The sequence below is a fragment of the Halopiger aswanensis genome, from assembly GCF_003610195.1.
In the GTDB taxonomy this organism is placed as follows: Archaea; Halobacteriota; Halobacteria; order Halobacteriales; family Natrialbaceae; genus Halopiger; species Halopiger aswanensis.
In genome coordinates this window covers 24650-51537 of the sequence record NZ_RAPO01000009.1, presented here as the reverse complement: position 1 = coordinate 51537, position 26888 = coordinate 24650, and the positions used below count along the sequence as shown (strand labels likewise).

Here is a 26888-nt window from a genome sequence, read left to right as displayed (position 1 = left end):
TGATGCCGGCAATTCGATCCAAGCAACCCAAAAGCGAGAGACCGAGTCTGAATGTCGATCGTGTAGTGCATCAATTCCATCGAACCGAACGAAATGCCTGTTCTGTTTGACCGAGCGTATCGATCCCCCAGATGAGGCGACTGGAGAATCTGCTGAGAATCTATTGAGCGTTGTCTTCATCGTCGTCCCTGCACGGACTCGTTACGAGGCCGTCGCAAAGGGAACAGTCGCCTGTCGAAAACTCGTCGCTGACGACGGGCCGATCGATGGGTACCAACTCGTAGCTGATATCGACAAGCCGGCACCGCAGCTCGTCGAACGCTGGACGTCACTCCCATCAGCGGCCAACCTTCACTCTGAACCAGGGGAGCAGTTGCTCAAGCAACTCGAAGACATCGTGGACGCAGATAGTGCGAGATGGTCAGCAGTCGGTAGCAAGTTTCCGATTCTGTACGACGAGTGGGGAGACGCTATTGACGACCGCGAGGAATTATCTGGACTCAAGGGTCCACATCAGTGGTTCGTCCCCGCACTTGCGCTACACGAATTCGCCCGGTCGAATCAAACCACGCAATCAGAATCGAGTATTCCACGAAAGACGCGACTCTGTTGTCCCCACTGTGACGAAGAGACAATTCACGTCTTCGACAGCCGTGATGCTGTTTCAGGGTCTTCAGTCTCATCAGCACCTATCTGGGAATGCAACCGATGTAGCACTCCTCGTCATGGTCCAGCCCTCAAGTGAAACCACATACCAATTGTTCAGTGTCCCTGATAGCAGGTACAGGACAAGCAGTTACCGAAGTGTTATTGATATATCTGAAACATGCCAAAAGTTACCCTGCTGAATATAGAGATTGTAGTCACTACTGTAACTTCGATTATTTCCACTCCTTACCTCCGAATCAACCGCCCAGCGTACGTGCGAAGTAACATCTACGAGAGCAGTTCATCCCACTCGAGTGAACAGTAGAACTCCTGTTATTACCGAAACCGAGCCCAATATTTAGTCAAGGTCATAGTTCAAGTTGTTGAGGTCGTCTAAAGTGAGGAAATCTTCATCTTCGATGTCCGAATACAGTTCTCCCGACTCAATATCGACTGATGGCTTATCGGGTTCGGTGTCTAAGTCAAGCGTCGATTCTTCAATCGTGATATCAAGGTCCAATTCGCTGGATACAACGCGGTCTAAGGATCTCCGCTGCCAGCCACTTCCCAATGGAGAAACACGTATCTCCTTGATAAGTTTCTCTACATCTACGTCGGTTGTAACTGGCTCACTCTGATACTGGCATCCGTCAATGAATCCGCCTGCTAAAGTGGATTTTCTAGCATCCAGATACTCTTCCTCATTATTGACAATACCTTGGTATTCCAATTGGTCGAACTCTTCTATGTTGAAGCCAGTCTGGAATACTATAGCCCGTATTTCTCGCTCGACGAGACAGAGTTTCTCGTCGATGCTGGCGGCTATCTGACTGCCCTTGTCCGCCACGAATTGAGCGGTCAGCTCAACTACAGCGACTGAAACCACGTCGAAAAGTGGTTTCAGACCGTCTCAATGCGGATTGACCGCTTTCACTCCTTCTGGCGGGGCAGTCCGCCCAGCGCAAAACGCTGGCTCAGACGCTTCAGACACCACTACAACCACGATCGACCGAATCAAGCACTCAATGGCCGAATGCCAGCCGAGGAGGTGCTGAACTAGACAGTGCCTTCTAATTAGCATATCATAAGCCCTGTAGGTACGAAGTGTAGCTTCGTTCCCCGGTACTAAATCAATGAAAGTCTAGTGTTCTAAGGCTATTTCGATGTTTAATAGGTGATGTTTATGGGAAGAAATTATTAACCTATAGAATGTCAGTTAGTTCCCTATATTATTAGAAACAATCAATGAAGATTCCAACTGAATCATAATGTATGGATCATATATGTAAATCTGATAGTAGGGGGATGAATGAGAGAGATGCTGCCCGCGCAGAGGTGTCAGAGATCTCGGACCAGATCAACCGGCTACTTCTGTACGTGGACTATGCCCAGGGGAGCTGTGAAGACTCATAATAGTTGATGTCTTGGATATCCCAGCGTGGACCTTGAGTAGCCAATCGTTCGCGGAACGACTCCCAGTCGTCAGTTTTGGTGTCAGGTGACCATCCAAGTTCGGCGATAGCAGGGAACCGGGGGAATAACATGAACTCAATATCATCCAGCGTCTCGAGGGTCTCGGACCAGAGCGCCGTCTCAGGTCCCATGATTGAAGACTCGTCGACGCCTTCGATGAACGTCCCAGGATCCCAGTCGTAGGCCTCCTTCACAGATGTGAGCCCTGCCCAGTCGAGACCGAGTTCGGTGTCCTCGTGGTATTTCATATCGAGGTAGGCATGGCTTGCGGGGGAAGCGATGATCTCATTCCCCTTCTGAGCGGCCTCGGCGACTTCTGGGGCCTCGTTCCCCGGATACCAGTACTGGGGAATCACGTCGGCGTCCGGATCTGGCCCGAGAATCTGATGCCAGCCCAGAGGACGCTTACCGTGGTCCCGGACAATGTCGATTGCGCGCTCCATGAAGTAGTTGTATTCTTCATCGGTGATGACGTGGGCTTCGTCGCCACCAATATGAATGTACGGCCCGGGTGTGAGTTCTGCCACCTCACGGATCACATCGTCGACGAACTCATAGGTGATCTCTTTGTCGATACACAATGAACTGAATCCGACCTGCGTACCTGTGTAGAGGTCCTCCCGCTCGCCATCACAGTTGAGTTCAGCGTACGAGGCGAGCGCCGCATTGGTATGTCCCGGCATGTCAACCTCCGGGACAACGGTAACAAACCGTTCCTGCGCGTACTCGACGATTTCGCGGTACTCGTCTTGGGTGTAGAACCCACCCTCACCACCGCCGACCTCTGTGGAACCGCCGATCTCGGTGAGTTTCGGCCAACTCTCGATTTCGATTCGCCAGCCCTGATCGTCAGTGAGGTGGAGATGCAAGTGGTTCGCCTTATACTGGGCGAGATAATCGATGTACTGTTTGACATCATCGACCTCGAAGAAGTGTCGTGCAACATCCAAGTGCGCGCCCCGGTGGGCGAACCGTGGATAATCCCGAATCTGGACGCCGGGGACGGTCCAGTCGGCTGCCCGTGCCGAATCAGCCTCAACTGCGGGCGGCAGGAGTTGGCGGAGTGTCTGTACACCGGCGAACAGGCCGGCTGGCGCGTTGGCACGAATCGTCACCCCGCTGGGGTTGACCTGCAAGCGATACCCCTCCTCACCGACCTCGTCAGACGCACCGGTAAGTCGCAACGAGATGCCGCCAGCCGCCCCTCGAGGCGGCTGCTCGACGATCGGGAGTTCATAACCTGTCGGTGTCCGGAGGAAGTCGGCCAGGTATTTTCCGACACCGGTCGCCGACGTGTCTCCGACGTAGATCGCCGTCTCGTCGGTAATCTCGTAACCTGCGCCTGTCACTTCGGTTTCGACCGGCACAGGCACGATATTCTCGACGCGACGTGTGTCACTGCTCTCGGATCCCTGAGCTGCAGCGGATCCAATCCCGAATGAGAGGGTGCCAATGCCGCCAATCGTTTGTAGGGCTCTGCGTCTCCCCATGTCATCATCTGACATACAAAACGCTATTTCACATCCTACTATTTAAAAGTAATCCTATATTTAGGCTATTAAAGAAAGAAAGAGTTGTGTTACTTTATACTACATCAATGATTTATAAATAATGGCGTGCGGTGCCGCATCTCGAAAAGGAGAACAGGGCCTCAGATCGTATCGAAGTCCATGATCTGCAGTTCGCGCTCCTCCTCCCAGGCGCCGCGAGTGAAATCAGGGAACTTGACCGGCTTGCCCCCGTGTTCGATCGAGATCGCTGACAACGGCCGTACTGCGCTCCACGCAGCGGCGTCATAGACGTCCATATCGAGGGGGCGGCCTTCGTTGAACGCATCGAATAGGCGGTAAATTTCAAGGAAGTCGCCACCGCCATGGCCGCCGTATTCCTCGGCGATCTCTTCCATCTCCTTCCAGAGCGGGTGGCGGTACTCCTCATAGTAGTCGTCGTAGGTGTCGTCGTCGACGAACCCGTGGCCCTCGCCGTTGAGCGCCAGCTGGCTCGGGTAGCCTTCGTGATACGCCTCCGACCCCGCGAGTTCGTTCTTCCGGCTGTAGCCACGGTTCGTCTTGACGTCGAACTGGAGATGGATCTGACGGCCTTGGTTCGTCATGATCTCCGACCGTGTCGTGTCGCCGTTGGCCCAGTCATCGATGCCATGCGCCCAGTGATCTTCGGGGAGTTCCTGCGCTCGCTGGGTCAGCCGACTCTCCGGACTCTCCTGGCTCGCAATGTACTCCATTCGATCGCCACGGTTGAGTCCCATATAGAATGCAATGGGGCCTAACCCATGAGTCGGGTACAGATCGCCCTTGTACTGGAGGTGATTCTTCGCCCGCCAGTCGTTCCAGTACGCCTGGAAGAAGTAATCAGAAACCAAGTTGTGGATATACCCTCCGGAGGCGTAGTTCAACTGGTCACCGAACACGCCCTCCTGAACCATATTGGTGATCCACAGCTCCTCATCGAAGTAGCAGACGTTCTCCAGCATCAGACACTGCTGCTGGGTCTGCTCAGCGGTATCGACCAACGTCCAACACTCCTCGATCGACGTCGCCGCAGGCACTTCAACGGCCACGTGCTTCCCCTTCTTCATGGCATACTCCGCCATCGGTGTGTGGGCCTGATGGTGCGTAAACACGAAGACGAGGTCGAGATCATCGCGCTGGACCAGCTTCTTCCAGCTGTTTTTCGATCCTGAGTAGGTATCCACGTTCTCGGCGTCGTTCTCCCCTTCCTCGTCGATCCAGGAATACATGCTCTCGACGGCCTCTTCGCGGATGTCACAGATGGCCCGGATCTCGCCCTTATCCGGGTACATCGCATCGATGAGCTGCGTCATTGAGGAGCCTCTGTTCCCGAGCCCGATGATTCCCGCCTTGACCGTATCGATCTGGTCGGTGAGCCCGATTACCGACTCCCCTTTTCGCGGCGGCATCTCATTCGGCAATCCTTTGCCGTTCCCCGGGCGACCGTCGCTCCATTCCTGTGCAGTGCCCGTGTGTGACACGGTAACGATGCCAGCAGCGCCCGCGACTCCTTTCAGATAATTGCGTCGATTCATGGCGCATGCCAAGCGTCCACATTGGTGATAATAAGTCTTTCCTGAAACTATATATTCGATATAATTAGCAAGTGAATGAAAACTCATCTGTCGATTTCGATCCTCTGAGTGTCTCAAACACCATCGATCCGGTCTGGCGATTCACCATCGAGACAGATCCGGCGCTGTTTCTCTCCGCTAGCAACTTCCGTTAATCAGGAAGAGACAATCCATGAGGCTCCGATTTCTCAACGCGGACACGCAGAAAACGCTCTCCGTTACGTGATCGATCGAATCTGAACTCCGTCAGCGTCTCATCGCCTACTGAACGCGTGCAGTGACTTCGATCTCGACGCCGATCTCAATTGGAAGCCGTGATACTTCCACGGCCGCTCGTGCCGGATACGGGTCGGTCATGTACTCCGCGTACACCTCGTTTACGTCGTCATAGTCATCCATATCGGTGACGTATACATTTGCCTTCAGTACATCATCGAGGGACGCTCCGCCCGCTTCCAGAATCGCTGCGATGTTCTCGAGCGTCTGTTCGGTCTGTTCACTGATGTCCTCTGAGACGACTTCACCAGTCTCGGGATCAACCGGTCCCTGTCCGGACACATAGAGACGATTGCCATCTTTGATCCCTTGGGAGTACGGTCCGATAGCGTCAGGCGCGTTCTCAGTTACAATCTCTTCCATAGCTATGTTATCTCACACCCCACCTTTGAATCTATCGGTTCTCTAGTTTATTTGAAAACGAGTGGGCCGAACTCCGATGGCTGGTGGAAATCTGGCTTGGGGGCGTTGACTGGGTTCCATGTCGCGAAAAATGAGGTATCGCGTGGACCGAGACGATGGAAATTTCCCTGCCAGACTGTCCCCTCACTCGGCGAAATCGAAACACCGGTGACGGTCGCAAGCGTCTCAAACGGAAGCGCAATTGCAACCCACCAGTGGTCGTCCGCAGCGTTCGCAGCTGGCTGTTCGTCGATGGACGATTCAACCCGAATCGACTCTGCTTGGTTGGCGGTGATCAGTTCACGGTTCTGGCGATCCGGACCGAATCCGAGCCGAAATGCACCGATACAGTTGACCTCAACGTTGATGTAGTGCGGTCTGCGCTGTGGGTCGAGTGTCGCAAAAAATTCTACACAGCTGTCTTCCCAGACTGGCCCGTTGAGTTCATCAGTGTCTGCCCGGATGATCGCATCGTCAGCGTGATACTGCAGGTACAGCGCGTCCTCATCGTACAACGATCGGACAACCGTCGATCGCTTTGCGTCTGGAACGTTCCATGGGAATTCGTTTATCTGGATTGGAACTGCGGCTTCCCAGGGAGTGTCTTTCACCTCACCTGTGAGCGGTACAGACTCATCGACCCGAATGATCTGGCCTTGTCTCATCGCTCAGCAGGCGGATCATTTGCCTGATAGATCTCATTTTGGAATGAGGTGGGCAGGCTCACCGTGAGACCACCATCAACGACGATGTTTTCACCGGTGATGAAGCCGGCCCGTTCCGTGGCGAGAAAGAGGGCAGTATCTGCGACTTCCTCTGGGCGACCGAACCGACCTAACGGATACTGGTCGAGCCAGCGATCACGAGCGCTGGTTTCCGCCGTCCGTTCTTCGGTATTCTCCATCTCATCCTTTCGGTTTTGTGTTTCAATCGTCCCAGCGGAGAGGACGTTCGACCGGATGCCATACTGTCCGTAATGGGTCGCAATATTCCGCGAAAGGGCAAGGAGGCCGCTCTTTGCCTCGGAATAGCCTGCAAGGCCGATGCCGAATAACCCATTGACTGACCCGACATGAATCATTGATCCACCTCCCGCAGCGATCATCGCGGGTAGCACTTCCCGAGCAAGCAGGTACGGTGCTTTCAGATTAAGCTCGAGCATCCACTCATATGTCTCTTCGTCGCACCGATGGAGGAGGTCCGCTGATTCGACCGAGCCGCCGGCGTTGTTCACGAGGACGCGGAGATCACCAAACTCCTCAATCGCGGTATCGACCAGATTCGCGACCTCGTCAGCGTTCGTCACGTCACATTCGACGGGGATAACGCGCCCGTCGTGTTCAGCCGTAATCTGTTCAGCGACCGATTCGACGTCCTCGTACGACCGCGAACAGATAGCCACATCGCCGCCAGCAGCGGCAAACGTCGTTGCGATCTGGCGGCCGATACCTCTTGATGCGCCGGTAACGATAGCCGGACGGTCAGCTAAAGACAACTCGACCATGTGCTTCGTTGTACTCTTTCAGGTATAAAATAGATTATCCTCCGCTGCTACTCAGGTTTATAAGATCGGTTCCTCCTCGCTGCCGAATACGTAGTTCTACCTACGACAGTCCCACGATCTTAGCCGACAGGTTGCCAGCATCCAGTATTATACGAATTACACTTGGAACTTCTCGATCGCATCTAGATCGATGTCCACGCCAAGTCCAGGCGCATCTGGGACGGTCATCCGGCCGTCGGCGAGTGCGAACGGTTCCTCGAGGATATCTTCCTCCCATGCGTAGTAGGTCGTGTCCGGCGGGAGCGAGAAGCCCGGGAGCCCGTGGACGGCATGGAGGATCGCCGCCGTTCGAATCCCAAGGTCGAACGCGCAATGATGCGTATACGGGACGCCGGCATCCTCGACGATGGCAGCCTGTTGCCGAAGACCAGTGATCCCACCAGCAGGGGTGAGATCAAGGACAGCAACGTCCATCGCTCCGTTATTGATGAGCGATCGAAGGTTGTTCGGGATATAGGTATCCTCGTTCGGCGCGATCGGTTGTCGTAACCGCTGCCGAAGCGTTGCGAGCGAGGTATGATTGTTGACCCGAATCGGCTGCTCCATATACTGGAGATAGATCCCCGAATCTTCGAGTGCGGCGCCGACGCGGACGGCTTCATCGAGCGACCACCCCTGATTTGGATCTAACCGGAACTCAAGTTCCCCATCAACCTCGTCGTGCATCGCCTCAATGCGAGCGACGTCTTGTTGCCAGTCGCGGCCGGCTTTCGTTTTGAGTACCGAAAAGCCAGCCTCAAGTGCTTCGCGTGCCTTGGAGCGTGACTCTTCTGGCGGCAGGATCCCGAGACAGAACGCGAACTCCACCTCACGATCGGGGCGGGACTCTGCATCGGCCGCGTCGGCATTCAGCGCTTCCGTCTGCTCGGGGGCAGTCGCCCCGCCGAGCAGCTCGTACACGGGCTTGTTCAGTGCTTTCCCAACGATATCCCAGCAGGCCGTTTCGACGGCGGCGAAAAACAGTTCGATATTGGTGTACTCGATGAATACCTGTCGGCGGAGCCGTTCGACCTCGAACGGCGATTGGCCCTCAATCAGCGGCCCAATCCCGTCCTCGAGGACGGATTCCGTTGCTTCGGCCGAGAGAAAGGTCCGCATTTCCCCCCAACCAGCGATGTCCGCATCCGTCTCCACGCGGACGAGCACGCGTTCCATCGACTCGACCTGTCCATGGTTGGTCACGTAGGGCCCGATGCCAAGGGGGTCGTCGAGCTCGATCAGCGGCACATCGACGGTCGTCGCAGTCACGTCTGTGATCTCCATGCACGGTGCTGATTCGTGAACCACAATGAAGGTACCGTCTCGCCGACAGCGACGGGCACGGCTGCCCCGACACGGTTAGTGCGTCGCCGACTCAATCCACTCGAGCGATCGCTCCGGCAGGAGGCCGTAATTGTAAAACGACACCCGCGGGACATCGATCGCCCGCAATCCGTCAACGATGTCAACAACGGTCGCTTCGTCATGGATCGCGGGATGGCCAGGCAATACCCCGACGTGGATCGGGATCTCCGGCGTCAGCTCGTCGACGGTCCGGTACGCATCGAGCACGGCGTCTCGAGAGGATTCATACGCCGGAACGCAGTAATAATCGACGTAGTCCGCTAGCCGATTCAGATCCGCACCCACGAGCCACTCGCGGCCAGGGTCTGGCATGCCGGCATAGTAGCCGAGTGGTGTCCCATCTGCGGCGTCGGCGAGGTCGGCATACAGGTCGGCCAGGGTCCGCTCCCGCAGATCGACGTAGTCGGCGACGGCCGGCTGCGATCGCAGCCACCGGTCCGGACTGAGGTCGTGCGGCACACGGCCGGCAACGATGTGATCAAGCGTTTGCGCAGCCGTTTCTCGGACTGTCTCGACATCGATACCGGCGTCCGCTGCCGCTGCCCGACAGTGCTCGCAGAAACACAACCCGAGTAGAAACTCACCGAGGGTACCGAGCCGGGCATGGATTTTCTGGTGATGCCAGCCAAACCCAGTGCCGTAGAAGTAATCGAATGTCTCCAGTTCGATCCGGTCGAACTGGTCGCGATCGGCCAGATCCCCGACGACGGCGACGAGGTACTCGTGGACAGCCGGATTCGTCGGACAGAGTCCGAAGACGAGGTCATCGCCATGGGGGGACTCGATCGTGAGATCGGGGTGCGCCATTCCCAGACGGGAATTGTGGCACCCGACGGTCCACGCGGTCAGTGTGAGATCCGGGACTTGGTCGGCGATCTCGTCGACCCAATCCCCCTCCATTCCCTCGTAGGGCACCGGCTCGAGCCGGCCATACCGATCATCGGGTCTGAAGTACGAACTCGCCCGCGCAAAGTGCGTTCGACGGGTTGGATTGTGCGGTGTGAACGCTTGGACGGTGTGGTAATTGGTTGCCAGATTCAGTTCCGAGACACCGATCTCGCGGAGACGAGTGGCGACGCGGGTGGGCCCCTCGTCCCGAAGATCCCAAGGATAACCCCAGATCGCGAACTCCATAGCGGTCGTACGACCGGCCTCGTGTTAGTGGTTTGGGTGTCGCAAAAAGGGAGCGTGGGCTGTGCTACTCTTTGACAGCGCCGGCGGTCATCCCGCTCACGATGTACTCTTCAAGGAAGGCAAACAGGATCAAGAGCGGCAGAATCCCGATGACCGACACAGTCAGCATCATCCGCCAGTCCGTCTGGAGTGCCCCGACCATCGAGAACACGCCCCGCGGGATGTTGTACTTCGAGGCGTCCGTGAGGAAGGTCAAGACGAAGAGGAGCCGGTTCCACGCGTAGAGGAACGTGTACGTGATGCTGGCGACCAGTGCCGGTTTCGTGAGCGGCAACACGACCTTCGTGAGGATCTGCAACTGCGAGGCGCCGTCGATGCGGGCCGCCTCCTCCAACGAGACGGGAATCGTCTTGAAGTAGCCGTACAACATCCACACGTTGAATGGGAGTGTAAACGCTGCTGCCGGGATGATGACCGCCAGATAGCTGTTGAACAGCCCGAAGCTCGTGATCACGTCGAACAACCCGACGATCAACACCACGGGCGCGAACATCTGCACAACCAGGACCCCAAGGAGGAAGACCCGCTTGCCGATGAACTCGTTGCGTGCACACGAGTAGGCGGCCGGAATCGCGAGCAGCAGCGTCAGCACGACCGTACCGATCGAGATGAGGAAACTGTTCGCGATCCACAGCAACACGTCCGTCTGCGTCCAGACCGCGAGGTAGGCCTCAACCGAGGGGTCCGTCGGAACGAGTGTCGCCGGGCTGGAGAACATCTCCGACTCCGACTTGAGCGTGCTCGAGAACATCGCGTAGAACGGGAACATCATCAGCCCGAGCAAGGCAATGAGGACGCCGTAGATGCGGACTTTGCGGAGGCCCGTTTGGTCGTGGCCAGCCATCGTCATAGTTCTTCACCTCCGGACGTGTAGATCCGCAGGTAGATGATGGCGAACACGAGCAGGAACACGAAGCCAACCACGCTGTACGCGGCTCCCCTGCCGAGATTGCCGTTCTCAAGGCCGACTTGGTAGATCCAGATGACCAGCGTTGAGGTCGTGTTGATCGGGCCACCACCAGTCATCGTCCAGATCGTATCGAAGCTGACGAAGGTCCAAATCGTCGAGAGCAGTGTTGCGATCAGAATAACCGGCTTCAGCTGCGGAAGCGTAATGTAGCGGAACTGCTGCCACTTCTCTGCGCCATCGATCGCCGCTGCCTCATACAGCTCCTGTGGGATCGACTGCAGTCCAGCCAGGAAAATGATCGCCATGAACGGGGTTCCGATCCAGATATCAGCGACGACGACGCCGATCCAGGCGATATTCGGATCCCCGAGAATGCCGATCCCTTGGTCGATGAGCCCCAATTCTAGTAGGATGGCGTTGAGGTAGCCGTATTGGGGATGTTCGATCCAGCGGAACACGACCGCGGAGATCGCGTACGGGATCCCCCACGGAATCAGGAACGCCGTCCGGAAGAACTTCCGGCCGCGGATATCCTGATTGAGATGGACCGCAATCAGTAAGCCAAGCAGTGCCTTCCCGGCAACGCCGACAACGACCCAACGACCGGTCTGCCAGAGCAGTTGGTAGAAGATATCACTGTTAAAGATTTCTACGTAGTGCTGTAATCCGACGTACGTTTCAATGTTCGAATCAGCCGGCGATTCGTACAGCGAGAGCCGGAACGTCTCTAAGATCGGATACGCAATCACACTGCACAGGAAGAGCGCAACCGGTGCGATGAGCAGGTATGCGCGTCGCTGCTGCCAGAGATACGTCAGGCTCCGCTTGAGCCGTGAATCGGGTGGTGTCTCCGTGTATTCTTCTGCAAGACTCATAAATCAACGTTATCCCATCAGCTCTTCGAGATCGGATTGCGCGTCATCAAGCGCGTCCTGGGGCGATTTCTGGTCGCCCAGCGCTTCCTGGATCGCCTGGACCATCCGGTTGTTAAACTCGTTGAAGTTCGAGAGTTTCGGCCGGGCACGAGCGTACTGGGCGGCCTCAATGTACGGAGCCCAGTTCTCCGAATCTTGGAAGTGATCACGCTCGCCGACCGCTTCGATCGTCGGCATGAATCCTTTGTTGGTCGCGTATTCGAAGTGGCGATCCTCGTCAAAGTAGAACCGGAGCAGGTCTTCGGCCAGATCGCGGACTTCGGTCTGGCTGAAGATCGAGATCGCGTCGATCGTATTCAGACTGTACCGGCCTTCGGGCCCGGCAGGCACCTGGACGATCCCGTAGTCGAAATCCACCTCCCCGTTTTCCTTCGCTTCGTCGATGTTGAGGCCGGTGTAGACGTGGGCGATGACCATCCCCAGTTCGCCGGTCTCGAACAACTGGCGGATGTCCTGCCGCGTCGACGAGAGCGGCGACGACTGCGTCACCTCGTGCTCGAGGTGGAGGTCCGCATAGAAGGACAAGGCGTCGACCGCCTCGCTCGAGTTGACGACGGGGTTGCCATCGTCGTCGATCAGGTCCGCCCCGTGTGACCAGTGGTAGTGGTAATACTGCGACCCGGTCTCGATGGCATCGGCACCCGCGAGCCCGAGCGCCGGCGTCTCCGTCTCATCACGGATCTGTTGGGCTGCTGCGAGCATATCCTCCCACGTATCGAGTTGGGGGTCTTCGGGATCAAGGCCAGCAGCCTCGAAGACGTCTTTGTTGTAGTAGAAGCACTTGTTCGACGCGGCCCACGGCGCCCCGTAGTAGCTCCCTTGGTACGTACACCCCTCGGCCATCCCGTCGTAGAACCGGTCGCCCCACTCGCTTTCCATCAGGTCATCGATGGGCTCAAGGGCGTCCTTTCCGACGAGCTGTGGAATCCACCGGGCAGGCCAGCGCGCAACGTCCGGGGCTTCGCCGCCGTCGACGCGGTTATTGACGGTCTGCTGGGCGTTATCCCAGGTAACGCTCGTGAAATCGATCGTGACGTCGTACTCCTCCTCAAACTGCGCATTATTTTCCTCAAAGTACTCCTGGATATTATCTCCAACACCCATCGTCAGGAACTGAATGTCGGCGTTGTCGCTCCCATCGTCGCCACCGCCGAGACAGCCGGACAGCGCGATAATCCCGCCGGCGCCAAGGCCTTTCATTATCTGCCGTCGGTCAATTCCGTTCCCCTCAACTGTGTCTGGCTGGTCGTTCGGCATATGCACTAACCCTTATGCTGACACTATTAAAATATACCGGGAAATATATTTTTAATTATAATAAACAATGGATATGATTGGGTTTTGTCACGCGTTCTGTTCGTAGATCGCGACGAACAGGGCCGCGAGTTCCTCCGTGACGATGTCGTAGATGCGGGCGCCCTTTTCGGCGCTGGCCAGTTCGGGCGCTCCGATCGCCCCGGATTCGGAGTACTCGTCGAACCCGCGATAGACGGCCACCGTGCCGCCGTCCAGCAGGTCGCTGCCGCCCCAGTCGTAGGGCTCGTCCAACACGGTGGCAGTCGCCCGTTCCTGCTCGGCCACGAGATCCGGGCGGAGATGGAGCATGAGCGACGTTTCGTACTCCCCGCCGTGGGCCATCCCCCCGATCTCGCTCTCCCGGAGGGCCTCGATTTCGTCGGTAGCCAGCGTAAAATACGTCGTCCCGAGCACTTCGGCGTCGGTCGAGGTGCCGACCGTACTGACCGCCGCGTTGATCAGCGCCATATTCCCGCCGTGGCCGTTCACGAAACAGACGGCATCGAATCCGTTTTCGATCCCGGTTACCGCAACGTCCTCGAGGACGGCGCGCAGGTTCGCGAACTCGAGGGAGAGCGTTCCCCCGAACGAGAGGTGATGGGGGGAGAAGCCACTCCAGACCGGCGGAACGACCAGGACCGGGGCATCCTCGGGCGCCCGTTCTGCGGCCCCGGCGACCATCGCCTCAACGAGAATGGTATCGGTCGCGACGGGAAGATGGTGGCCGTGTTGTTCGATACTGCCGACCGGGATCACGAGGAGGGAGCCATCCTTCGCCGCGGTCGCTTTGATCTCGGCGTATGATTTCCCGGCCCACTCACTACTTGTGGCTCCAATAGCGTCGTATAGCATGGTTTTAGGCGGTTGTCACGGATTCGAATTCGTCGTTAAGCGGAACGCGGTCGCCGGTCGGCTCGAAAAAGTGGGCGTCGACCGCGGCGAAGTCGAGCCCAACCGTGTCGCCGGCTTCCGGGCGGAACTCGCTGTCAACACGCGCAATAATCTCGTTTTCGCCATCATCGGGATGGAGATAGAGGAAATTGTCGGCCCCCATCGGTTCGACGACGTCGACGACCGTCTCGAGTCGGCCAGGCCCGTCTGTCGCGGTGAAATCCTCCGGCCGGACGCCGAGGGTGTACTCGCCGGCATCCAGTGTCACCGGCAGCGTCGTGTCGAACCCGTCGCCTTCGACCCGCACCCCCTCGTCGGTCGGTGAGACGGTCACCTCGAAGAAGTTCATACTGGGCGAGCCGATGAAGCCGGCGACGAACTGGTTGTTCGGGCGGTCATAACACACCTCCGGGCGGGCGACCTGTTGGAGTTGGCCCTCGTTGAGGATCGCGATGCGATCCCCCATCGTCATCGCTTCGGTCTGATCGTGGGTAACATAAATCGTCGTCACCCCGAGTTCCTCCTGGATGCGTTGCAGTTCCGTCCGCATCTGGGTGCGCAACTTCGCATCTAGATTACTGAGCGGTTCGTCCATCAGGAAGACGTCCGGATCGCGGACGATCGCCCGGCCGAGGGCGACCCGCTGCTGTTGGCCCCCCGAAAGTTGTTTCGGATACTGGTCGAGGAGTTCCGGGATCTCAAGGAGGGCCGCCGCCTCCTCGACGCGGGTGTCGATTTCGGCCTCGTCAAAGTCGTCGGCCAGTTTCAGGCCGAATGCCATGTTCTCCCGCACGGTCATATGCGGGTACAGCGCGTAGTTCTGGAACACCATTGCGATATCTCGCTCCTGCGGGCGCACCTCGTTGACGACTTGGTCGCCGATGCCGATCTCCCCGGCGGTGACCGTCTCGAGGCCGGCGATCATCCGGAGCGTCGTTGACTTCCCACACCCGGAGGGGCCGACCAGCACGAGGAACTCACCGTCGCGAACGGTTAAATCGATCTCCTCGACGGCGAGAATATCGTCATACACCTTTGTTACGTCGGAGAGACGTACTTCGCTCATAGTGACGTACATCGATCTGTGTTGGTAAGGATAAAAAGGTACCGTTGGAAACCAGCGCTTCTCGGGCCCCAACGGCGAACTGAGCGCACGCACGAGTTTGACAATACCAAAAAATTATGTGGGTTGCCCCGAATCGGCCTGTATGGCCGACGACCGACGCCCACGACGGATTCAATCCGTGGAGTTAGCGTTTGAAATCCTCAACGTGGTCCGGGATGAAGAAGGGGCGACCGTTTCGGAGATCGCCACGCAGATCGACCGGTCGCCCGGGACCACCCATACCTACCTCCAGACGCTGCAGGAGCTCGGCTATGTTCGGACGAGCAACGGCGAGTATCACGTTGGCTTCTTTGCGCTGCCACTCGGCGAATACGTCCGGTCGCGCTCGCGCCTCTATCAGGCCGGGAAGTCCGAAGTCGATAAACTCGCCCAAGAGACGGGTGAAGCCAGCCATCTGGTTGTGGAAAGCCATGGTCGAGAAATTCTCCTCTATGAGCAGTTCGGCCCGGATGCCGTCGGCGAGGATCTCTACACGCAGATCAAGGGGTTCCCCAGACGGAATCTCCACTGTTCGGCAGCCAGCAAAGCGATTCTGGCGCATCAGCCCCCGGAGCGCCGCGATGACATCCTCGACGGCTATGAGTTCGTGCCGCGCACGCCGAACACAATCACTGACGAAGCGACCTTACGGGCCGAGCTCGAGGACGTCCGTGCCGACGGCTTCGCCCGCAACGACGAGGAACAGATCGCCGGGGTCCGCGCCGTCGCGGCGCCGATCATCCACGACGAGACCGTCTACGGAGCGATCAGCCTGTCCGCGCCAACGAGTCGCATGCGCGGGGAGCGGTTTTCGACGACGGTCCCGGACCGCATCGTCGATTCGGCGAACGTGATTGAAGTCACCCTGCAAACGCCAGCCCCTCCTGGGAACTAACTGCAGGCGGGGATCGGGCTCGAAACGGGGGCGCCATCCCACCGTACGCGGGCACTCCCTGTCGTTTGACATGGTCAAAGCCCAGTCATCGCCAGTAGCCCCGGAGCCGGCGCCGATAGATTACACAAGTACTTTCGTAAATCAAGTAGCCTACACCCCCGACTCAGCGACGTTGGCTGGTACCAAATTAATGTTTATTATAGTTATCGGCTCGCTCGGCCGTGCCCGACCAGCGATGCCTGGCGGGCGCTTACGCCCCAGACCGCCGATTTGCGCTACGCCGCTCGTCCAATGGCCGCTGGGGCACGGCAGCCAACCCGGGGCTGCAGTTGGCACGCTGCGATTCCCTCATTCGCTGTGGGTCTGAGGCCCGACCGAGCCCGCAGATGCAGCCAAATTTTCTGTTTGAGATACTATTCCCTATTCTGATATCTTTGTGATCCGTGGCAATGCGCGATGGACCAGCCCTGGCAGGGCAGCCTCTCGACGGCCGGCGCCTGGCTCGAGAGGAAGTGCACAATCGTGGGAGAAATTGGGATCAATAGGATGAATACAATTCCTTGATCCGAGATTCACTACGCGCTTCTTGGATGCGTAGTCGATACCTCGATGTCTAGTTCCACCCGCGCATACCCGTGGAATCGAGCAGATAGATTCTAGGAGTTCGATATATTTCCGAATACATCTAAGTTTGGAGAATTCGAGCGCTCCGCCTGCAGACCGGGCGACGCAGTGGGCCCGCTCGGTCAGAGCGGACCAGCGGCGTGGCCGACGACGAGCGGGGCGGCAACCACCGACTCAAGGGGCGCCGCGCCCACTGTGGCACCGCAACCGGCGCGGCGCCTCTCGACGTGAGCGGCGGCTGCCCGGCCGGCGGTGGGCGCGGCGGTCCAAGCCCGTCGCCTTGACACTGTCAAAACCGTCGCTACCTGCGTGCAGTCACCACTACGCCAGCCATCGGAACGCTGGCCGTGGCCCGCCGTCCTTGAGGGGCCCGCCGCCGGCCCGCGGGTCACGCCGATCCTCGCGAACGTGCAACTGTAGCTGGTCGCATACTGGGTCGCGAACAAGTTGGGGCGGTCGATCGACAAACCGCGGCACCTCGCGAAGAGCGTGACCGCCGAGTAACTCGCAGGGCAACATACCACGTCTCACCACCACTGATATCTATACTATAGAGGATTGTTCTGAATAGTCTCTCAGACGGAGTTATCCAAGCTCGTTTTTCCAATAGGTAACCACTATATTCGAAAATTCCTTCGCGATCATCTCATTATCAGACCTTGTCTCTGGACTCTCAGGAACCACAATGGTTTCACCGATAATGTCTTTCCATCTGAACATCTTAGCCGTGAATCCAGAGTGCTCGCCGAGGAAAGCGTCAGCAGCGTCCGAGAGATGGGAGATATCCGCACTCTCCGAGAGAAGTGCTGCCCAACCCTGGATTTCTGATTCAGCCTGCGCTGGGCTCTCGTATTTGGTTACGGCAAAATTGATATACACACTCCGATCAACACTTATGATTGTAGTGTCATAATCGTCGTTCCAGTCGGGGTCTGCGTACCACTCCATTTCAGATGAGTCGTCGATATACTCGATTGACGGAATTAATTCGTTGTCCTCCGGATCCATCTCCTCCGCGTCCGCATCCCCCTCGAGGCCATTTGCCGCTTCGGTGGTTGTGTTTCCATCTTCCTCATTTGTCGCTTCATTGGTCGTATCTTCGATCTCATCGCTGCTGCATCCAGCGAGCATAATGACGAGACTCATAGTCGCTACTAGAGCTGATCGGCGTGGGCAGCGATAGTCACCCATTGGAAATCACTGTGGACATCGACGCACGACGACGCGCTGTCCACCGGAAAGACGGTGTTCGACCGGTTGGTCGGCGCAGACCCACATGCTGGCGCCGTGTTCGACTACTACGTGACGTTCGACCAGGAGGACACGTCTGTTGCGGGGAAGGCACGATGGGGTGAGCTGCCGACGGCAGCTCCTATCGACTCCGATGACGGTCAGGACCTGCTCGAGCGTGGCTGGGAGGCAACGAAAGAAGAGTTCGAGCGTAACCTTGAGCGGGTGAAAGAGGCCATCGACGAACTCTCCGACGAGAAGATCATGCGCGACGAGGACCTCGCGCGGCACGCCTTCCGCAAGGTCGGTGCGTACGACGGCCCGACGATCTTCCTGTACACCGAACACGGAACCGGCATTCGCCACCGTGGGCAGTTAGATCGACTTCTCGAGGAGAGTGAAGAGCTCTGGATCGTACCCGCTGACGTCCACTTCTGAATAATGCCTCCCATCACCAACTGGCGACGCGAGAGCCGCTCGCCGACACTCGCGTATCGGAACACCGAGACCGGTGCGCGAGCCGTCCTGCATCGTGCGCCGGACTCCTACCGGTACAAGTGGCGCGGGGTGATTCTCGTCGACGGCTACCCGGTCTGGTCGCGGGGATACGAGACAAAGGATGCGACATCGTTCCGTGACGAGCTCCGGGAGCGGCCCGCACCGGACCTCAACTGCCCGGAGTGTCCGAACGACGACGTTCGCGTCGGCGAGAAGGCGGCAGACGGGGCGAAAGTCCAGCGGTGATATGACTGCCCCGATTGTGGGTACGAAGCTCCCTCACGCATCGTCTACGGCGCCGAACGGTGAATGTGTGAGCGCTGGGTGTTGTTTTTCGGCCGGGCACGAGAGGGTGCCCCGGTACGGCCGGGTGAGTCAACCAATGAGTCTCGAAGTACTTGACCGACACAGCGAGGCGCTGTTCGAGTTCCTCTGGTATCCCGTCTGCGGGCAGGAGGTCTTCACTCACATCCCGTTCGAGGGGGTGTTCTGCAAGAACTGCAACACCCAGGTCGAACTCCAGGAATCCCGAGAGACGCGCGGCTACGAGGAGGCCGTGCTCGCCTGCTTCGATACAACCACGACCTGGAACCTCCACGTCGACGAGAAACTGCGACGCGACCTGCCTGATGGGTCGGCCCGCGTGAAGGTCTTCGGCGCACCGGGCGCCTACAAGGTCGACTGGTGGAGTCCAGAGCCGGGTGAGGACTGGGAACCTGTGGAGCGCGGCGAGTTCGACGACGTCGAAGAGCCAGACGAAGTGTCGCATCTGGCATAGTCTCCTGTGAGGCTCTTTTAGGAGATTAACTGGAAATCGGGTATTGCTCTGAATCGTCCCAACCAACTTTATTATCGCATATTGTCTTTTCCCGACAATGTCGAATAGACGATCGAAAGAGAAGGTCTGGGATCAGTTTGTGCGGAGGACAATTCTCTCAGACATCCAGTCGACTGCAACACCGGATCCGGTTCCGATGGTCAACGACAGCGGCTCGGAATTATCGATGACCGACGAGTACGATACGTATCGCCTAGGTCGGGGGAGTGGTGACTATCTGTATATGTTGTATCTCCTTGACGAACCCGTAGACGGACCTTTCGACGTGATTCCGGTGTACATCGGTGAAACAAGCAACGTCGCGAGTCGACTGATGAATCACTTCAGAAAGCTCCGGGACGCCCTCCCCATTTCGGAGTGGGAAGACGATGGGTCGTGGGGTAGTTACGGGAAGTACGACCACATAGCGACTGTCTACGAAAAATCGGCTTCACAGCTGTACGCGTGGGTAGTCAACGTCGACGATCTGGAGGTAGGTCCGTACGGCTACCCAACGTACCGGCACGAACTCGAGGGGAAGATGGTCGGTCTGGTTCACTCGCTTCCCCGGTTCGACCGCGTGTTCGCCAATCGCGACTTCGTCCCCAATCGTGTCCCCCACGAGATGGGGAAAGTAGGTCACGAGTGGGTTGACGAGGATATCAAATCGTTGAATGAGGAAGCAGCACGTCTCTCTGAACTCCCCATTGAGAAGGTAACTGTGGAAAATAAGACCGAACTCTGGTACGAATGGGTTGAGAAGACCATCTGTCGAGACATCAACGACTCCGAGGAGGCAGATCCGATACCGCTCTTCGAGACTGACGAAGACCTCGTTGTCGAGACGAAGACGCTCGGGTCCTCGACAGTGCTCAAGCGAAGCGACGCTATTGACGAACGGATTCGTCGAGAGGGAAAACGATGTGTTCACAGGAACGGCGTGAAAGAGGGAGAGAGTGGCTTACTCTACGTCCTGTTCCAACTCAACTCTGCGAATCCCTCTCCAACAGATGTTGTCCCACGGTACATCGGAAAAGGTGAAGCGTACGGGAAAAAGAACGAACTGAGTGCTAACTTCGAAGAGATTGCGAAAGATCGGAACGGGACACGGAGTTTCGCTCGTTGGGGTGACGGGAGTTATTGGCACGTAGGAGAACTCTCGGAGACAGTATTCGGAGAGGAGTCGAAGAAACTCAGTTGGGCGAGTGAACTCTTCGAACAAGGGACGCGCCAACTCAAAGAGCAGACGTATCTGTGGATCCGCGCTTGGGATCCAGAAGCATATCCCGGACCGTACGGCTATCCAGCGTACCTCGCAGAAGTCGAGCCGCTCCTCGTCGGACTCGCATACGAGGCGTGGCCCGAGTACCTACTCAATCACAACGAGGTCCCGGATGACGCACCGGCGAACAGCCGCGAGTTCGAATTTCGACCCGTCGAAGACGGTCACTGAATGGCTTCCTCGAATTTTGCGGCAACTGACCTCCCCTCTAGTTTTCATTCCAGTGGGATAGTACCCATTTGTGCTGGGCTTCTCCACTCCCCATCATGTCTGCAGAAAGAATTAACCAACAGTAACAGATGGCTCCCGGTTTGTTGGTTAATTCCTTGTTTGTCGGTCATCCCTGGCGGCGACGACGTGGCCATCACTGCAACCGAGGACTCGACCATCGTCGCGTTCAGCATTAATTCCGACGCGCCGGTCACTCGTCAGGGCACGATCGGCCGCTGAGACACCGACGAGCGAGCCAGAGTGGTGTTTTTGTCCCCCTTGAGAGGGTGAGGGCTTCATCGAGAGCTCTCACAGTCAGGTGGTTTCCGTGAGTCAACAACAGCCAACGACCGATGTGTCAATCGACGATATTCCAGTCGATATCGTGAACATGCAATCAGGTGACGTCAATCCTACCGATGTTCCCGAGGAGATCGCGTCCATCACCCGTGGGCTTGCTGGCGAACAGCCGCCGACGAACCCGCTGGTCGTGCTGAAAGTAGCTCGCTGGTGGTACATCCACGGGAAAGGCGGAACGGATCCCGCCTTCCGGTGGGCTATCGAGTGGGCACGTCACCTTGCAACCGACACACCCGGCGATGTCGAGCAGTTCGACGAATTCCTCGAGTACCTCGTCACGATCGGCTTTGCTGATGAACGCCACGAGCTCCGCTGACCGACAGAGCGGTTTTTGAACGCCCCTGAGGGGTGCGGCGCGGTCTGAACAGACGCAGTCGCCGTGAACCTGATTCGGTGAACACGATGTCCACGACCAGTGATTCGTCGGTCTCCTTCGAACAGACCGACACGCGATCTGACGAGATGAACAGCACCATCGAACAGTGGATCGACGATCTTGTCGCCGAAGTCGACGATGCGCAGGCCAGCGCAGAGTTTCAGGAGTGGCTCGACGTCCAGAGTCGCTTCCACGACTACTCTCATCGGAACACACTCCTGATCAAACTCCAGTATCCCGATGCAACCCGAGTTGCTGGCTACCGAACGTGGCAGGAAGAATTCGATCGTCACGTCAAGGAAGGCGAACAGGCGATCTGGATCTGGGCACCGATCATCACGAAGCAGTGTCCGGAGTGCGAGAATTCGCCCAGCTACCACGAGAACAGTGACTGCGACTACGACGAGACACCGCCTGAAGAGTGGTCGAAAGGTCTCGTCGGATTCAAGCCTGCCCCAGTGTTCGACATCTCCCAGACCAAGGGTGAGCCGCTTCCGGACCTCGAGACAGAAGCGACTGGTGACGCCGGTGATCTCGTTCCACAGTTGATCGACGCCGCTGACGAACTCGGCGTGACGGTTCGGATCCTTCCAGAGGAAGAGTGGACCCACGGTGAAGCGAGGGGCGTCTGTAAGCAGCGCAGCCTTATTGATATGCAGCCGCGCGTCGAGATCCGTGACCGAGAGAACAATGCCGATCTCGCCCGAACGCTGATCCATGAGTACGCGCACGCCCTGCTTCATTTCGACGTCGACGACGACACCGAGCGGTCGAAACGCGAACTCGAGGCCGAAGCTGTCGCGTATGTCGTCGGCCGGTACTGCGGGCTCGACACCAGCGGGTCAGCATTCTACCTCGCTACGTGGGAGTCGGACGATCCCGAGGTCGTCCGCGAACGTCTCGGGCGGATTAGTCGAACAGCAGAGGAACTGATCGAGATCCTCAAAGACGGATCCTCGTCCTAACTCAGTTAACCAACGGGGTGATGGGTTCCTTCCGCTCTGTTGGTTAAGTTTTTCTGCGCCCGTGGAGGGGCAGAGACACATCTCCGTCGAATGATGACTGACCGCTATCTCACGACAGTCCTTGAGGAAGCCGAGCACGTTGCTGAGCAGCACGACCAGGTCAGTTAACACAGGCAGTCGCGGTCCCGCCCCGTCACGGGAGGTCTTCTGTCACGTCGACGAGTTCCTCCTCGGTCTGCCAGTGGTACAGCCGCCCCTCTCGGTCGAACAGCTCGAAGACACCGTCCTGCATCCAGCCGAAGGGGTGTCCCTCGTCCTCGTACTGCCGCTTGAGGACGTGGCTCTTCGCGAAGAACTCCGTCGTGCCGACGAGGAGCCCCTGTTCGACGAGGAAGTCACTCGGCTCTTTTTCGGCGACGCCGACGAGGTAAGTCACGATGTCGGCGATCAGGCAGAACTTCTGGATGCTGTTGTCCCACTCGCCACGGATATCGACCATTCGGAAGGCGTAGGTGTCCTGCCGGCGGTTGAGGCGGTCGACCACGAGGTTCAGTCGGCGGATCGGTTCCCGGTCGTAGTTCCCCAGCACGAAGTACGACTGGTCGTTCTCGTAGACGGGGGTCAGTTCGTTCAGGCCGTGGAGAATTTCCTCGTTCTCCGCCAACGAAATCTCCTCATCGTCGAGTTGGTCCTTCGCACTCGTGAGGACATCCTCGGGGACGGGCGACTCCTCGTCGGACATATACCAACGCTCTCAGCGTCGTGAGATATGGTTTACAGAGTAAATTACCAACGTAATCGAGTGTAGTTTATCCTGGAGTAGTTTACTCAAGGGTGAACTACTTGCCGCCAGAACGTGTATCGTGTCGTATGAGCACCGACCTGGAGACTGCTGAGGGGATGGAATCCCGGGAACTCGTCCACTTCGTTACCCAACAGACGCGGTTCGCACTGATCAACAACATCCTCCAGCACCCCGAGCAGCTCCCCTCGATGTACGAGCTCGAGGAGCTCAATCCCAGTGTCAGCGACGCCACCGTCTACAAGCACATCCAGAAGCTCATCGACGCCGGTATCGTCAAAGAGGTAGCCCTCGACGATGACGAACGGCGACAGGGGTACCCGTGGAAGTTCTACGGGCTCACCGAGGAGGGACGTAAATTCCTCGACGATCACAACCTCCTCCCAGCAGAGGGGACGCTCCAGCAGATCTACGACACCATCTCAGACAAGCCCGAGAAGATGGTCAAGTACGAGAACGCTCCCCGTCCAGAAGAAGCGTAACTCCCGAAGGCTCGGCCCAAATTAGCACTCGATTAGGATTCGATTTTGTAGTCAGCTGCCAGCTCCTGGAACTCGTGTCGCCGGGGTCAACCGTGGCGAGGACCTCGGATTCGATCCGTCGGAGCACGATGGTACATACTACGAAACCTGAATATAGGTCAGTTTCGAGTAGTGTTACAGATAGCAGAGACTGGATCATCACCATCGACTTAACCAACAAAATTATTGATCGGTATCCTGTGTTGGTTAACACGAGGCAGTAGCTGATGTCCTACGAACCACCGACCCCACCAACGGACATACCGACGGATCTGGTCAACACCCTCAACGAGTCCACTCCCGAACGGCTCCAACATATTGCCCACTACGCCGAAGAGTTGGCTGAGTACAAAGAGCGTGAAACCCGCCTCGAGGAAAAGCCAGACGAAGACGAGGTTGGAGAGCGCCCCGATGACCTCCCTGACGACGTCCCATCAAAGGCCACGATCACGATCAAGGAGATCAACGACAACCGCTACTACTACTGGCAGTGGAGGGAAGGGGATCAAATCAAGTCCAAGTATAAGGGACCGGTCAACTCCGACGAGTAGAGCGAATCACCGTCGTGGTTTTAGTATCGACACCTCGTGTGCGAAGTGACACCCTCGCCGGAAATAGCACGGTTTATGCATCAAAGGATCGTCAAACGGGAGGTAGGAAACACATCGATAGAGGGGTGTCTCTTCCGTTTCAATTATTTTCTCAGTCGCTGAGAACGTTTGCCCCTATAGTTCATCTTGTTTTCCGCATCAATAAAGCACCACTCAGAAAACCATACGAGTGATTTCAGCCGTCCCAGGGCTTATTGATGGACATCACACTTCGATAGAGGTGTGTGGAAAGGGTTCGGTAGAACCGATAGTAGAAGATGACCATGAGTATGTTCCCTGATAGCACCTACTGGATACACATCGATAGAGGGGTGTCTACTGAATACCGAACACATTGCCAAGAAGGAACTCTCGCTACGTTCGATTCCGAATTTGTGCCTTCACAACTGATTGAACTTCTTCGGATGAGACCATATCGATCCGAGAATCTTCGCGAAGTGTCTCGAGGATAGTCTCAGGTCGCTCCTCGAATTGGAATTCCAAGAACATGCCAGAGCTAGGACCGTGACTCCGTCGCTCAAAGTCGACGAGTGAGTACGTCGTCAGCTCCTTCATCTTATTGACGTACGTTTCCTGGTGGTACTGATCGGCATCGATGGTGTCAGTGAGGTACTGATAGACCTGATAACCGGTCGTACTCCGAGCGGCTCCATCCTTGGTCTGGGAGGCGACCGCTGCCGTCGCGTAGAGACACAGCTTTTTCTGGGTACTGATACCGCGGACGACCTCGAGAACACGGTTCTTCTCAACCTTCTCCTGGGCCTCTCGGACGTGTTCCTCGCGAACACGCTCGTTACCTTCTCGTTCGGCAAGTTCGCCGGCGACACGCATGAGGTCAATCGCTTTCCGTGCGTCTCCGTGTGTTTGCGCCGCGAACGCTGCTGCAAGCGGAATAACATCGTCATCTACGACGCTGTCGTGGAAAGCGTCTTGACGTCGACGAAGAATCGCCTGGAGTTGATTCGCGTCGTAGTCATCGAAATGAACGTCTTCTGGGGTAAACGAACTCAATGCGCGGCTTCCAACAGCTTCCATCATCCGTGTATCGTTCGAGATAGCGACCACTGAGATCGAGGCAGTGAGGTCGTCGTTCGCGCCAGCTCGTGAGAGTTGATATAGAAGTCGCGAGAATGCTGGTTCCTGTTTATCACGCCGACCAACGAGCATATCGAGTTCATCAAGAACGAATACGACCGAGTCAAAGTTCTCATTGACGATACGATAGAGTTCATCCCATTTTTCTTTCGTCGCAACTCCGTGTTTCGGAACCTGGACATCCACACCGGCCTGATCAGCCGCCTGTTTCGTCAGTTCATATACCGCGACGCCGAGAGTGTCGAGGTCTTGGCAATTAACCTCAATCGTTCCGAAACTGATGTCGCGGGTTTCACAAATACGGCTGATGTTATTACAGACAGCTTTCGTGATGAGCGATTTTCCGGTACCAGATGGACCATAGAGGAAGAGATTCGGTGGACGATTGCCACCGAGTGCAACACGAAGCATCTTGGTGACTTCCTGGAGTTGCTCATCGCGACCGACGATTCGATCTTCCGTAACTACGTAATTCGGATCGAGAAGCGATCGGTCACGAATTAGCCCATCCTGTTGATCAAACTCGAGCAGCATGTCCTCGATCGACTGCGAGGAGTCATCGGAGCTAGGATCAGTTGACGAGGATTGCTCGTTAGGTATCGGGGCAGTATCCTGATCCGAAGTTGAGTCCGATTCAGAGGGAGCCGAAGAAAGGTCTGTTTGCGTTGTAGTCTCATCCTCCGGTGTTCTCGTCTCAGGTTGAGAACCGTCGGAGTCGTCAGTACCCATGTGAAGGACCATACAGGCAGGTTATAAAAAGGTTCTCCTACCCCTATCGAAGTGTGATTTGCTGCGTTAGTTGCCGGATCTGCTTGAGAGCGAATATTCAGTTGAGAACGTCTGAATAGAAGGAGAATCCGTGTCGAAGTGTTAAAGAGGATCTGAACGAAGAGACACACCCCTCTATCGATGTGTTCGAAGTCTCGAGAAGGGAGGGGTTCAGCAACAGAAAGACTCGAAAGGAAAGGGAGAGAGATCGTCTAATCTGTTGATTCTACCCGAAGGAAGGATCAACAGTACAGAACAACGGTATCTATCTTCTTCTCTTCTTCTAGCTTCCTAGAAGGAACACTCACACACCCCTCTATCGATGTGTTCGATGTGAATCTGCAATCCTTATTTTCGTCCTTTCAGTTCCAACAATTCGTTCAGTGGTCGGATCCTCGCCATTCTCAGGAATTCTGGCTTGAGAAGTCCTCTTTTCATTATTTTCTATTCGGCTACTGCCTACTACTTTCTTCTATTCCATACTAGCCTCTACAAGAACAGATCGAACACATCGATAGAGGGGTGTCTGTATCCTCGAGACTTATCTCATTGCTCGACTATTATTCGACCTAATAAGATATTCAAATCTATTGACCAAACAAAACACATCGATAGAGGTGTGTCTTGTCTACACCTCCGTCCTTAGTATACCTAGATTGCTCAACGTACCTACTCTCCTTGGTTCTCTCGCTT

24 protein-coding genes and 2 pseudogenes are annotated in these 26888 nt (G+C 56.7%); 10 read left to right on the top strand and 16 right to left on the bottom strand.

Annotated elements, in window-relative coordinates; all coding sequences use genetic code 11:
- Positions 1-1006: 1006 nt before the first annotated feature.
- Positions 1007-1534: a hypothetical protein gene (locus ATJ93_RS22490; protein WP_170155636.1), complete on the bottom strand. Its 528-nt coding sequence runs from the start codon at positions 1532-1534 to the stop codon at positions 1007-1009.
- Between ATJ93_RS22490 and ATJ93_RS22485 the strand changes: the two are divergent.
- Positions 1436-1708: pseudogene (locus ATJ93_RS22485) on the top strand (IS6 family transposase); the annotation flags it as partial. The gene ATJ93_RS22490 and the pseudogene ATJ93_RS22485 overlap by 99 nt on opposite strands.
- 322 nt (positions 1709-2030) lie before the next feature.
- Here the strand turns inward: ATJ93_RS22485 and ATJ93_RS22480 are convergent.
- The 12 genes from ATJ93_RS22480 to ATJ93_RS22425 all read right to left on the bottom strand — a co-directional run bounded on the left by ATJ93_RS22480 (position 2031) and on the right by ATJ93_RS22425 (position 15102).
- On the bottom strand, positions 2031-3626 hold the full coding sequence (locus ATJ93_RS22480) for a beta-N-acetylhexosaminidase (RefSeq protein WP_120246895.1): 1596 nt from the start codon (positions 3624-3626) through the stop codon (positions 2031-2033).
- A 146-nt stretch (positions 3627-3772) separates the two neighbouring features.
- Positions 3773-5185, bottom strand: coding sequence for a Gfo/Idh/MocA family protein (locus ATJ93_RS22475; RefSeq protein WP_170155638.1), 1413 nt, complete (start codon positions 5183-5185; stop codon positions 3773-3775).
- Positions 5186-5485: 300 nt separating this feature from the next.
- Positions 5486-5863, bottom strand: a complete 378-nt coding sequence (locus ATJ93_RS22470) for a RidA family protein (protein WP_120246893.1) — start codon at positions 5861-5863, stop codon at positions 5486-5488.
- A 47-nt stretch (positions 5864-5910) separates the two neighbouring features.
- On the bottom strand, positions 5911-6567 hold the full coding sequence (locus ATJ93_RS22465) for a carbohydrate-binding family 9-like protein (protein ID WP_120246892.1): 657 nt from the start codon (positions 6565-6567) through the stop codon (positions 5911-5913).
- Positions 6564-7406, bottom strand: a complete 843-nt coding sequence (locus ATJ93_RS22460; protein ID WP_120246891.1) for an SDR family NAD(P)-dependent oxidoreductase — start codon at positions 7404-7406, stop codon at positions 6564-6566. Before ATJ93_RS22460 ends, ATJ93_RS22465 begins: the two co-directional genes overlap by 4 nt.
- Before the next feature lie 156 nt (positions 7407-7562).
- Positions 7563-8729, bottom strand: a complete 1167-nt coding sequence (locus tag ATJ93_RS22455; protein ID WP_120246890.1) for a mandelate racemase/muconate lactonizing enzyme family protein — start codon at positions 8727-8729, stop codon at positions 7563-7565.
- A 75-nt stretch (positions 8730-8804) separates the two neighbouring features.
- Positions 8805-9944, bottom strand: coding sequence for a hypothetical protein (locus tag ATJ93_RS22450; RefSeq protein WP_120246889.1), 1140 nt, complete (start codon positions 9942-9944; stop codon positions 8805-8807).
- Between the two features lie 64 nt (positions 9945-10008).
- The gene (locus ATJ93_RS22445; protein ID WP_120246888.1) at positions 10009-10854 is read right to left on the bottom strand and encodes a carbohydrate ABC transporter permease; all 846 of its coding nucleotides are present in this window, start codon (positions 10852-10854) and stop codon (positions 10009-10011) included.
- Entirely contained in the window at positions 10851-11789 is a 939-nt protein-coding gene (locus ATJ93_RS22440; protein ID WP_120246887.1) for a carbohydrate ABC transporter permease, read from the bottom strand. The genes ATJ93_RS22445 and ATJ93_RS22440 overlap by 4 nt, the downstream gene beginning before the upstream one ends.
- Positions 11790-11798: 9 nt before the next feature.
- Positions 11799-13106: an ABC transporter substrate-binding protein gene (locus tag ATJ93_RS22435; RefSeq protein ID WP_120246886.1), complete on the bottom strand. Its 1308-nt coding sequence runs from the start codon at positions 13104-13106 to the stop codon at positions 11799-11801.
- 87 nt (positions 13107-13193) lie between these two features.
- A complete protein-coding gene (locus tag ATJ93_RS22430) occupies positions 13194-13997 on the bottom strand; it encodes a creatininase family protein (RefSeq protein ID WP_120246885.1) in 804 nt (267 codons plus the stop codon).
- Between the two features lie 4 nt (positions 13998-14001).
- Positions 14002-15102, bottom strand: a complete 1101-nt coding sequence (locus ATJ93_RS22425; protein WP_120246884.1) for an ABC transporter ATP-binding protein — start codon at positions 15100-15102, stop codon at positions 14002-14004.
- A 142-nt stretch (positions 15103-15244) separates the two neighbouring features.
- On the opposite strand from ATJ93_RS22425, the gene ATJ93_RS22420 reads away from it, so the two are divergent.
- Positions 15245-16036, top strand: coding sequence for an IclR family transcriptional regulator (locus ATJ93_RS22420; RefSeq protein WP_120246883.1), 792 nt, complete (start codon positions 15245-15247; stop codon positions 16034-16036).
- 1209 nt (positions 16037-17245) lie between these two features.
- Here the strand turns inward: ATJ93_RS22420 and ATJ93_RS22415 are convergent.
- On the bottom strand, positions 17246-17806 hold the full coding sequence (locus ATJ93_RS22415; RefSeq protein WP_120246882.1) for a hypothetical protein: 561 nt from the start codon (positions 17804-17806) through the stop codon (positions 17246-17248).
- Between the two features lie 33 nt (positions 17807-17839).
- On the opposite strand from ATJ93_RS22415, the gene ATJ93_RS22410 reads away from it, so the two are divergent.
- The 6 genes and pseudogenes from ATJ93_RS22410 to ATJ93_RS22380 all read left to right on the top strand — a co-directional run bounded on the left by ATJ93_RS22410 (position 17840) and on the right by ATJ93_RS22380 (position 22398).
- On the top strand, positions 17840-18328 hold the full coding sequence (locus ATJ93_RS22410; protein ID WP_120246881.1) for a hypothetical protein: 489 nt from the start codon (positions 17840-17842) through the stop codon (positions 18326-18328).
- Positions 18329-18331: 3 nt separating this feature from the next.
- Positions 18332-18697: pseudogene (locus ATJ93_RS22405) on the top strand (DUF7568 family protein).
- A 73-nt stretch (positions 18698-18770) separates the two neighbouring features.
- Positions 18771-19166, top strand: coding sequence for a DUF7567 family protein (locus tag ATJ93_RS22400; protein ID WP_120246880.1), 396 nt, complete (start codon positions 18771-18773; stop codon positions 19164-19166).
- Between the two features lie 97 nt (positions 19167-19263).
- Positions 19264-20658: a GIY-YIG nuclease family protein gene (locus ATJ93_RS22395; RefSeq protein ID WP_120246879.1), complete on the top strand. Its 1395-nt coding sequence runs from the start codon at positions 19264-19266 to the stop codon at positions 20656-20658.
- Between the two features lie 367 nt (positions 20659-21025).
- Positions 21026-21373 carry a hypothetical protein gene (locus ATJ93_RS22385; protein ID WP_120246899.1) on the top strand — a complete coding sequence of 116 codons (348 nt, stop codon included), beginning with the start codon at positions 21026-21028 and terminating at the stop codon, positions 21371-21373.
- Positions 21374-21459: 86 nt separating this feature from the next.
- A complete protein-coding gene (locus ATJ93_RS22380; protein ID WP_120246878.1) occupies positions 21460-22398 on the top strand; it encodes an ArdC-like ssDNA-binding domain-containing protein in 939 nt (312 codons plus the stop codon).
- Positions 22399-22591: 193 nt separating this feature from the next.
- Here the strand turns inward: ATJ93_RS22380 and ATJ93_RS22375 are convergent, their stop codons facing one another.
- Positions 22592-23140, bottom strand: a complete 549-nt coding sequence (locus ATJ93_RS22375) for a hypothetical protein (RefSeq protein ID WP_120246877.1) — start codon at positions 23138-23140, stop codon at positions 22592-22594.
- A gap of 128 nt (positions 23141-23268) precedes the next feature.
- Between ATJ93_RS22375 and ATJ93_RS22370 the strand changes: the two genes are divergently transcribed.
- Complete coding sequence (locus ATJ93_RS22370) at positions 23269-23682, top strand: helix-turn-helix domain-containing protein (protein WP_120246876.1); 414 nt, start codon at positions 23269-23271, stop codon at positions 23680-23682.
- Positions 23683-23948: 266 nt separating this feature from the next.
- A complete protein-coding gene (locus ATJ93_RS22365; protein WP_120246875.1) occupies positions 23949-24272 on the top strand; it encodes a hypothetical protein in 324 nt (107 codons plus the stop codon).
- A gap of 414 nt (positions 24273-24686) precedes the next feature.
- Here ATJ93_RS22365 and ATJ93_RS22360 read toward each other — a convergent pair whose 3' ends face one another.
- Positions 24687-26156, bottom strand: coding sequence for an orc1/cdc6 family replication initiation protein (locus ATJ93_RS22360; protein ID WP_211334126.1), 1470 nt, complete (start codon positions 26154-26156; stop codon positions 24687-24689).
- Between the last annotated feature and the right edge of the window lie 732 nt (positions 26157-26888).

Coding starts and splice junctions, on each gene's coding strand:
- ATJ93_RS22460 (WP_120246891.1), bottom strand. CDS start 7,406: ATGGTCGAGTTGTCTTTAGCTGACCGTCCGGCTATCGTTACCGGCGCA.
- ATJ93_RS22360 (WP_211334126.1), bottom strand. CDS start 26,156: ATGGGTACTGACGACTCCGACGGTTCTCAACCTGAGACGAGAACACCG.
- ATJ93_RS22470 (WP_120246893.1), bottom strand. CDS start 5,863: ATGGAAGAGATTGTAACTGAGAACGCGCCTGACGCTATCGGACCGTAC.
- ATJ93_RS22375 (WP_120246877.1), bottom strand. CDS start 23,140: ATGTCCGACGAGGAGTCGCCCGTCCCCGAGGATGTCCTCACGAGTGCG.
- ATJ93_RS22400 (WP_120246880.1), top strand. CDS start 18,771: ATGAGTCTCGAAGTACTTGACCGACACAGCGAGGCGCTGTTCGAGTTC.
- ATJ93_RS22450 (WP_120246889.1), bottom strand. CDS start 9,944: ATGGAGTTCGCGATCTGGGGTTATCCTTGGGATCTTCGGGACGAGGGG.
- ATJ93_RS22435 (WP_120246886.1), bottom strand. CDS start 13,106: ATGCCGAACGACCAGCCAGACACAGTTGAGGGGAACGGAATTGACCGA.
- ATJ93_RS22370 (WP_120246876.1), top strand. CDS start 23,269: ATGAGCACCGACCTGGAGACTGCTGAGGGGATGGAATCCCGGGAACTC.
- ATJ93_RS22425 (WP_120246884.1), bottom strand. CDS start 15,102: ATGAGCGAAGTACGTCTCTCCGACGTAACAAAGGTGTATGACGATATT.
- ATJ93_RS22430 (WP_120246885.1), bottom strand. CDS start 13,997: ATGCTATACGACGCTATTGGAGCCACAAGTAGTGAGTGGGCCGGGAAA.
- ATJ93_RS22415 (WP_120246882.1), bottom strand. CDS start 17,806: ATGAGTCTCGTCATTATGCTCGCTGGATGCAGCAGCGATGAGATCGAA.
- ATJ93_RS22380 (WP_120246878.1), top strand. CDS start 21,460: ATGTCCACGACCAGTGATTCGTCGGTCTCCTTCGAACAGACCGACACG.
- ATJ93_RS22395 (WP_120246879.1), top strand. CDS start 19,264: ATGTCGAATAGACGATCGAAAGAGAAGGTCTGGGATCAGTTTGTGCGG.
- ATJ93_RS22445 (WP_120246888.1), bottom strand. CDS start 10,854: ATGACGATGGCTGGCCACGACCAAACGGGCCTCCGCAAAGTCCGCATC.
- ATJ93_RS22475 (WP_170155638.1), bottom strand. CDS start 5,185: ATGAATCGACGCAATTATCTGAAAGGAGTCGCGGGCGCTGCTGGCATC.
- ATJ93_RS22455 (WP_120246890.1), bottom strand. CDS start 8,729: ATGGAGATCACAGACGTGACTGCGACGACCGTCGATGTGCCGCTGATC.
- ATJ93_RS22420 (WP_120246883.1), top strand. CDS start 15,245: ATGGCCGACGACCGACGCCCACGACGGATTCAATCCGTGGAGTTAGCG.
- ATJ93_RS22480 (WP_120246895.1), bottom strand. CDS start 3,626: ATGTCAGATGATGACATGGGGAGACGCAGAGCCCTACAAACGATTGGC.
- ATJ93_RS22465 (WP_120246892.1), bottom strand. CDS start 6,567: ATGAGACAAGGCCAGATCATTCGGGTCGATGAGTCTGTACCGCTCACA.
- ATJ93_RS22440 (WP_120246887.1), bottom strand. CDS start 11,789: ATGAGTCTTGCAGAAGAATACACGGAGACACCACCCGATTCACGGCTC.
- ATJ93_RS22365 (WP_120246875.1), top strand. CDS start 23,949: ATGTCCTACGAACCACCGACCCCACCAACGGACATACCGACGGATCTG.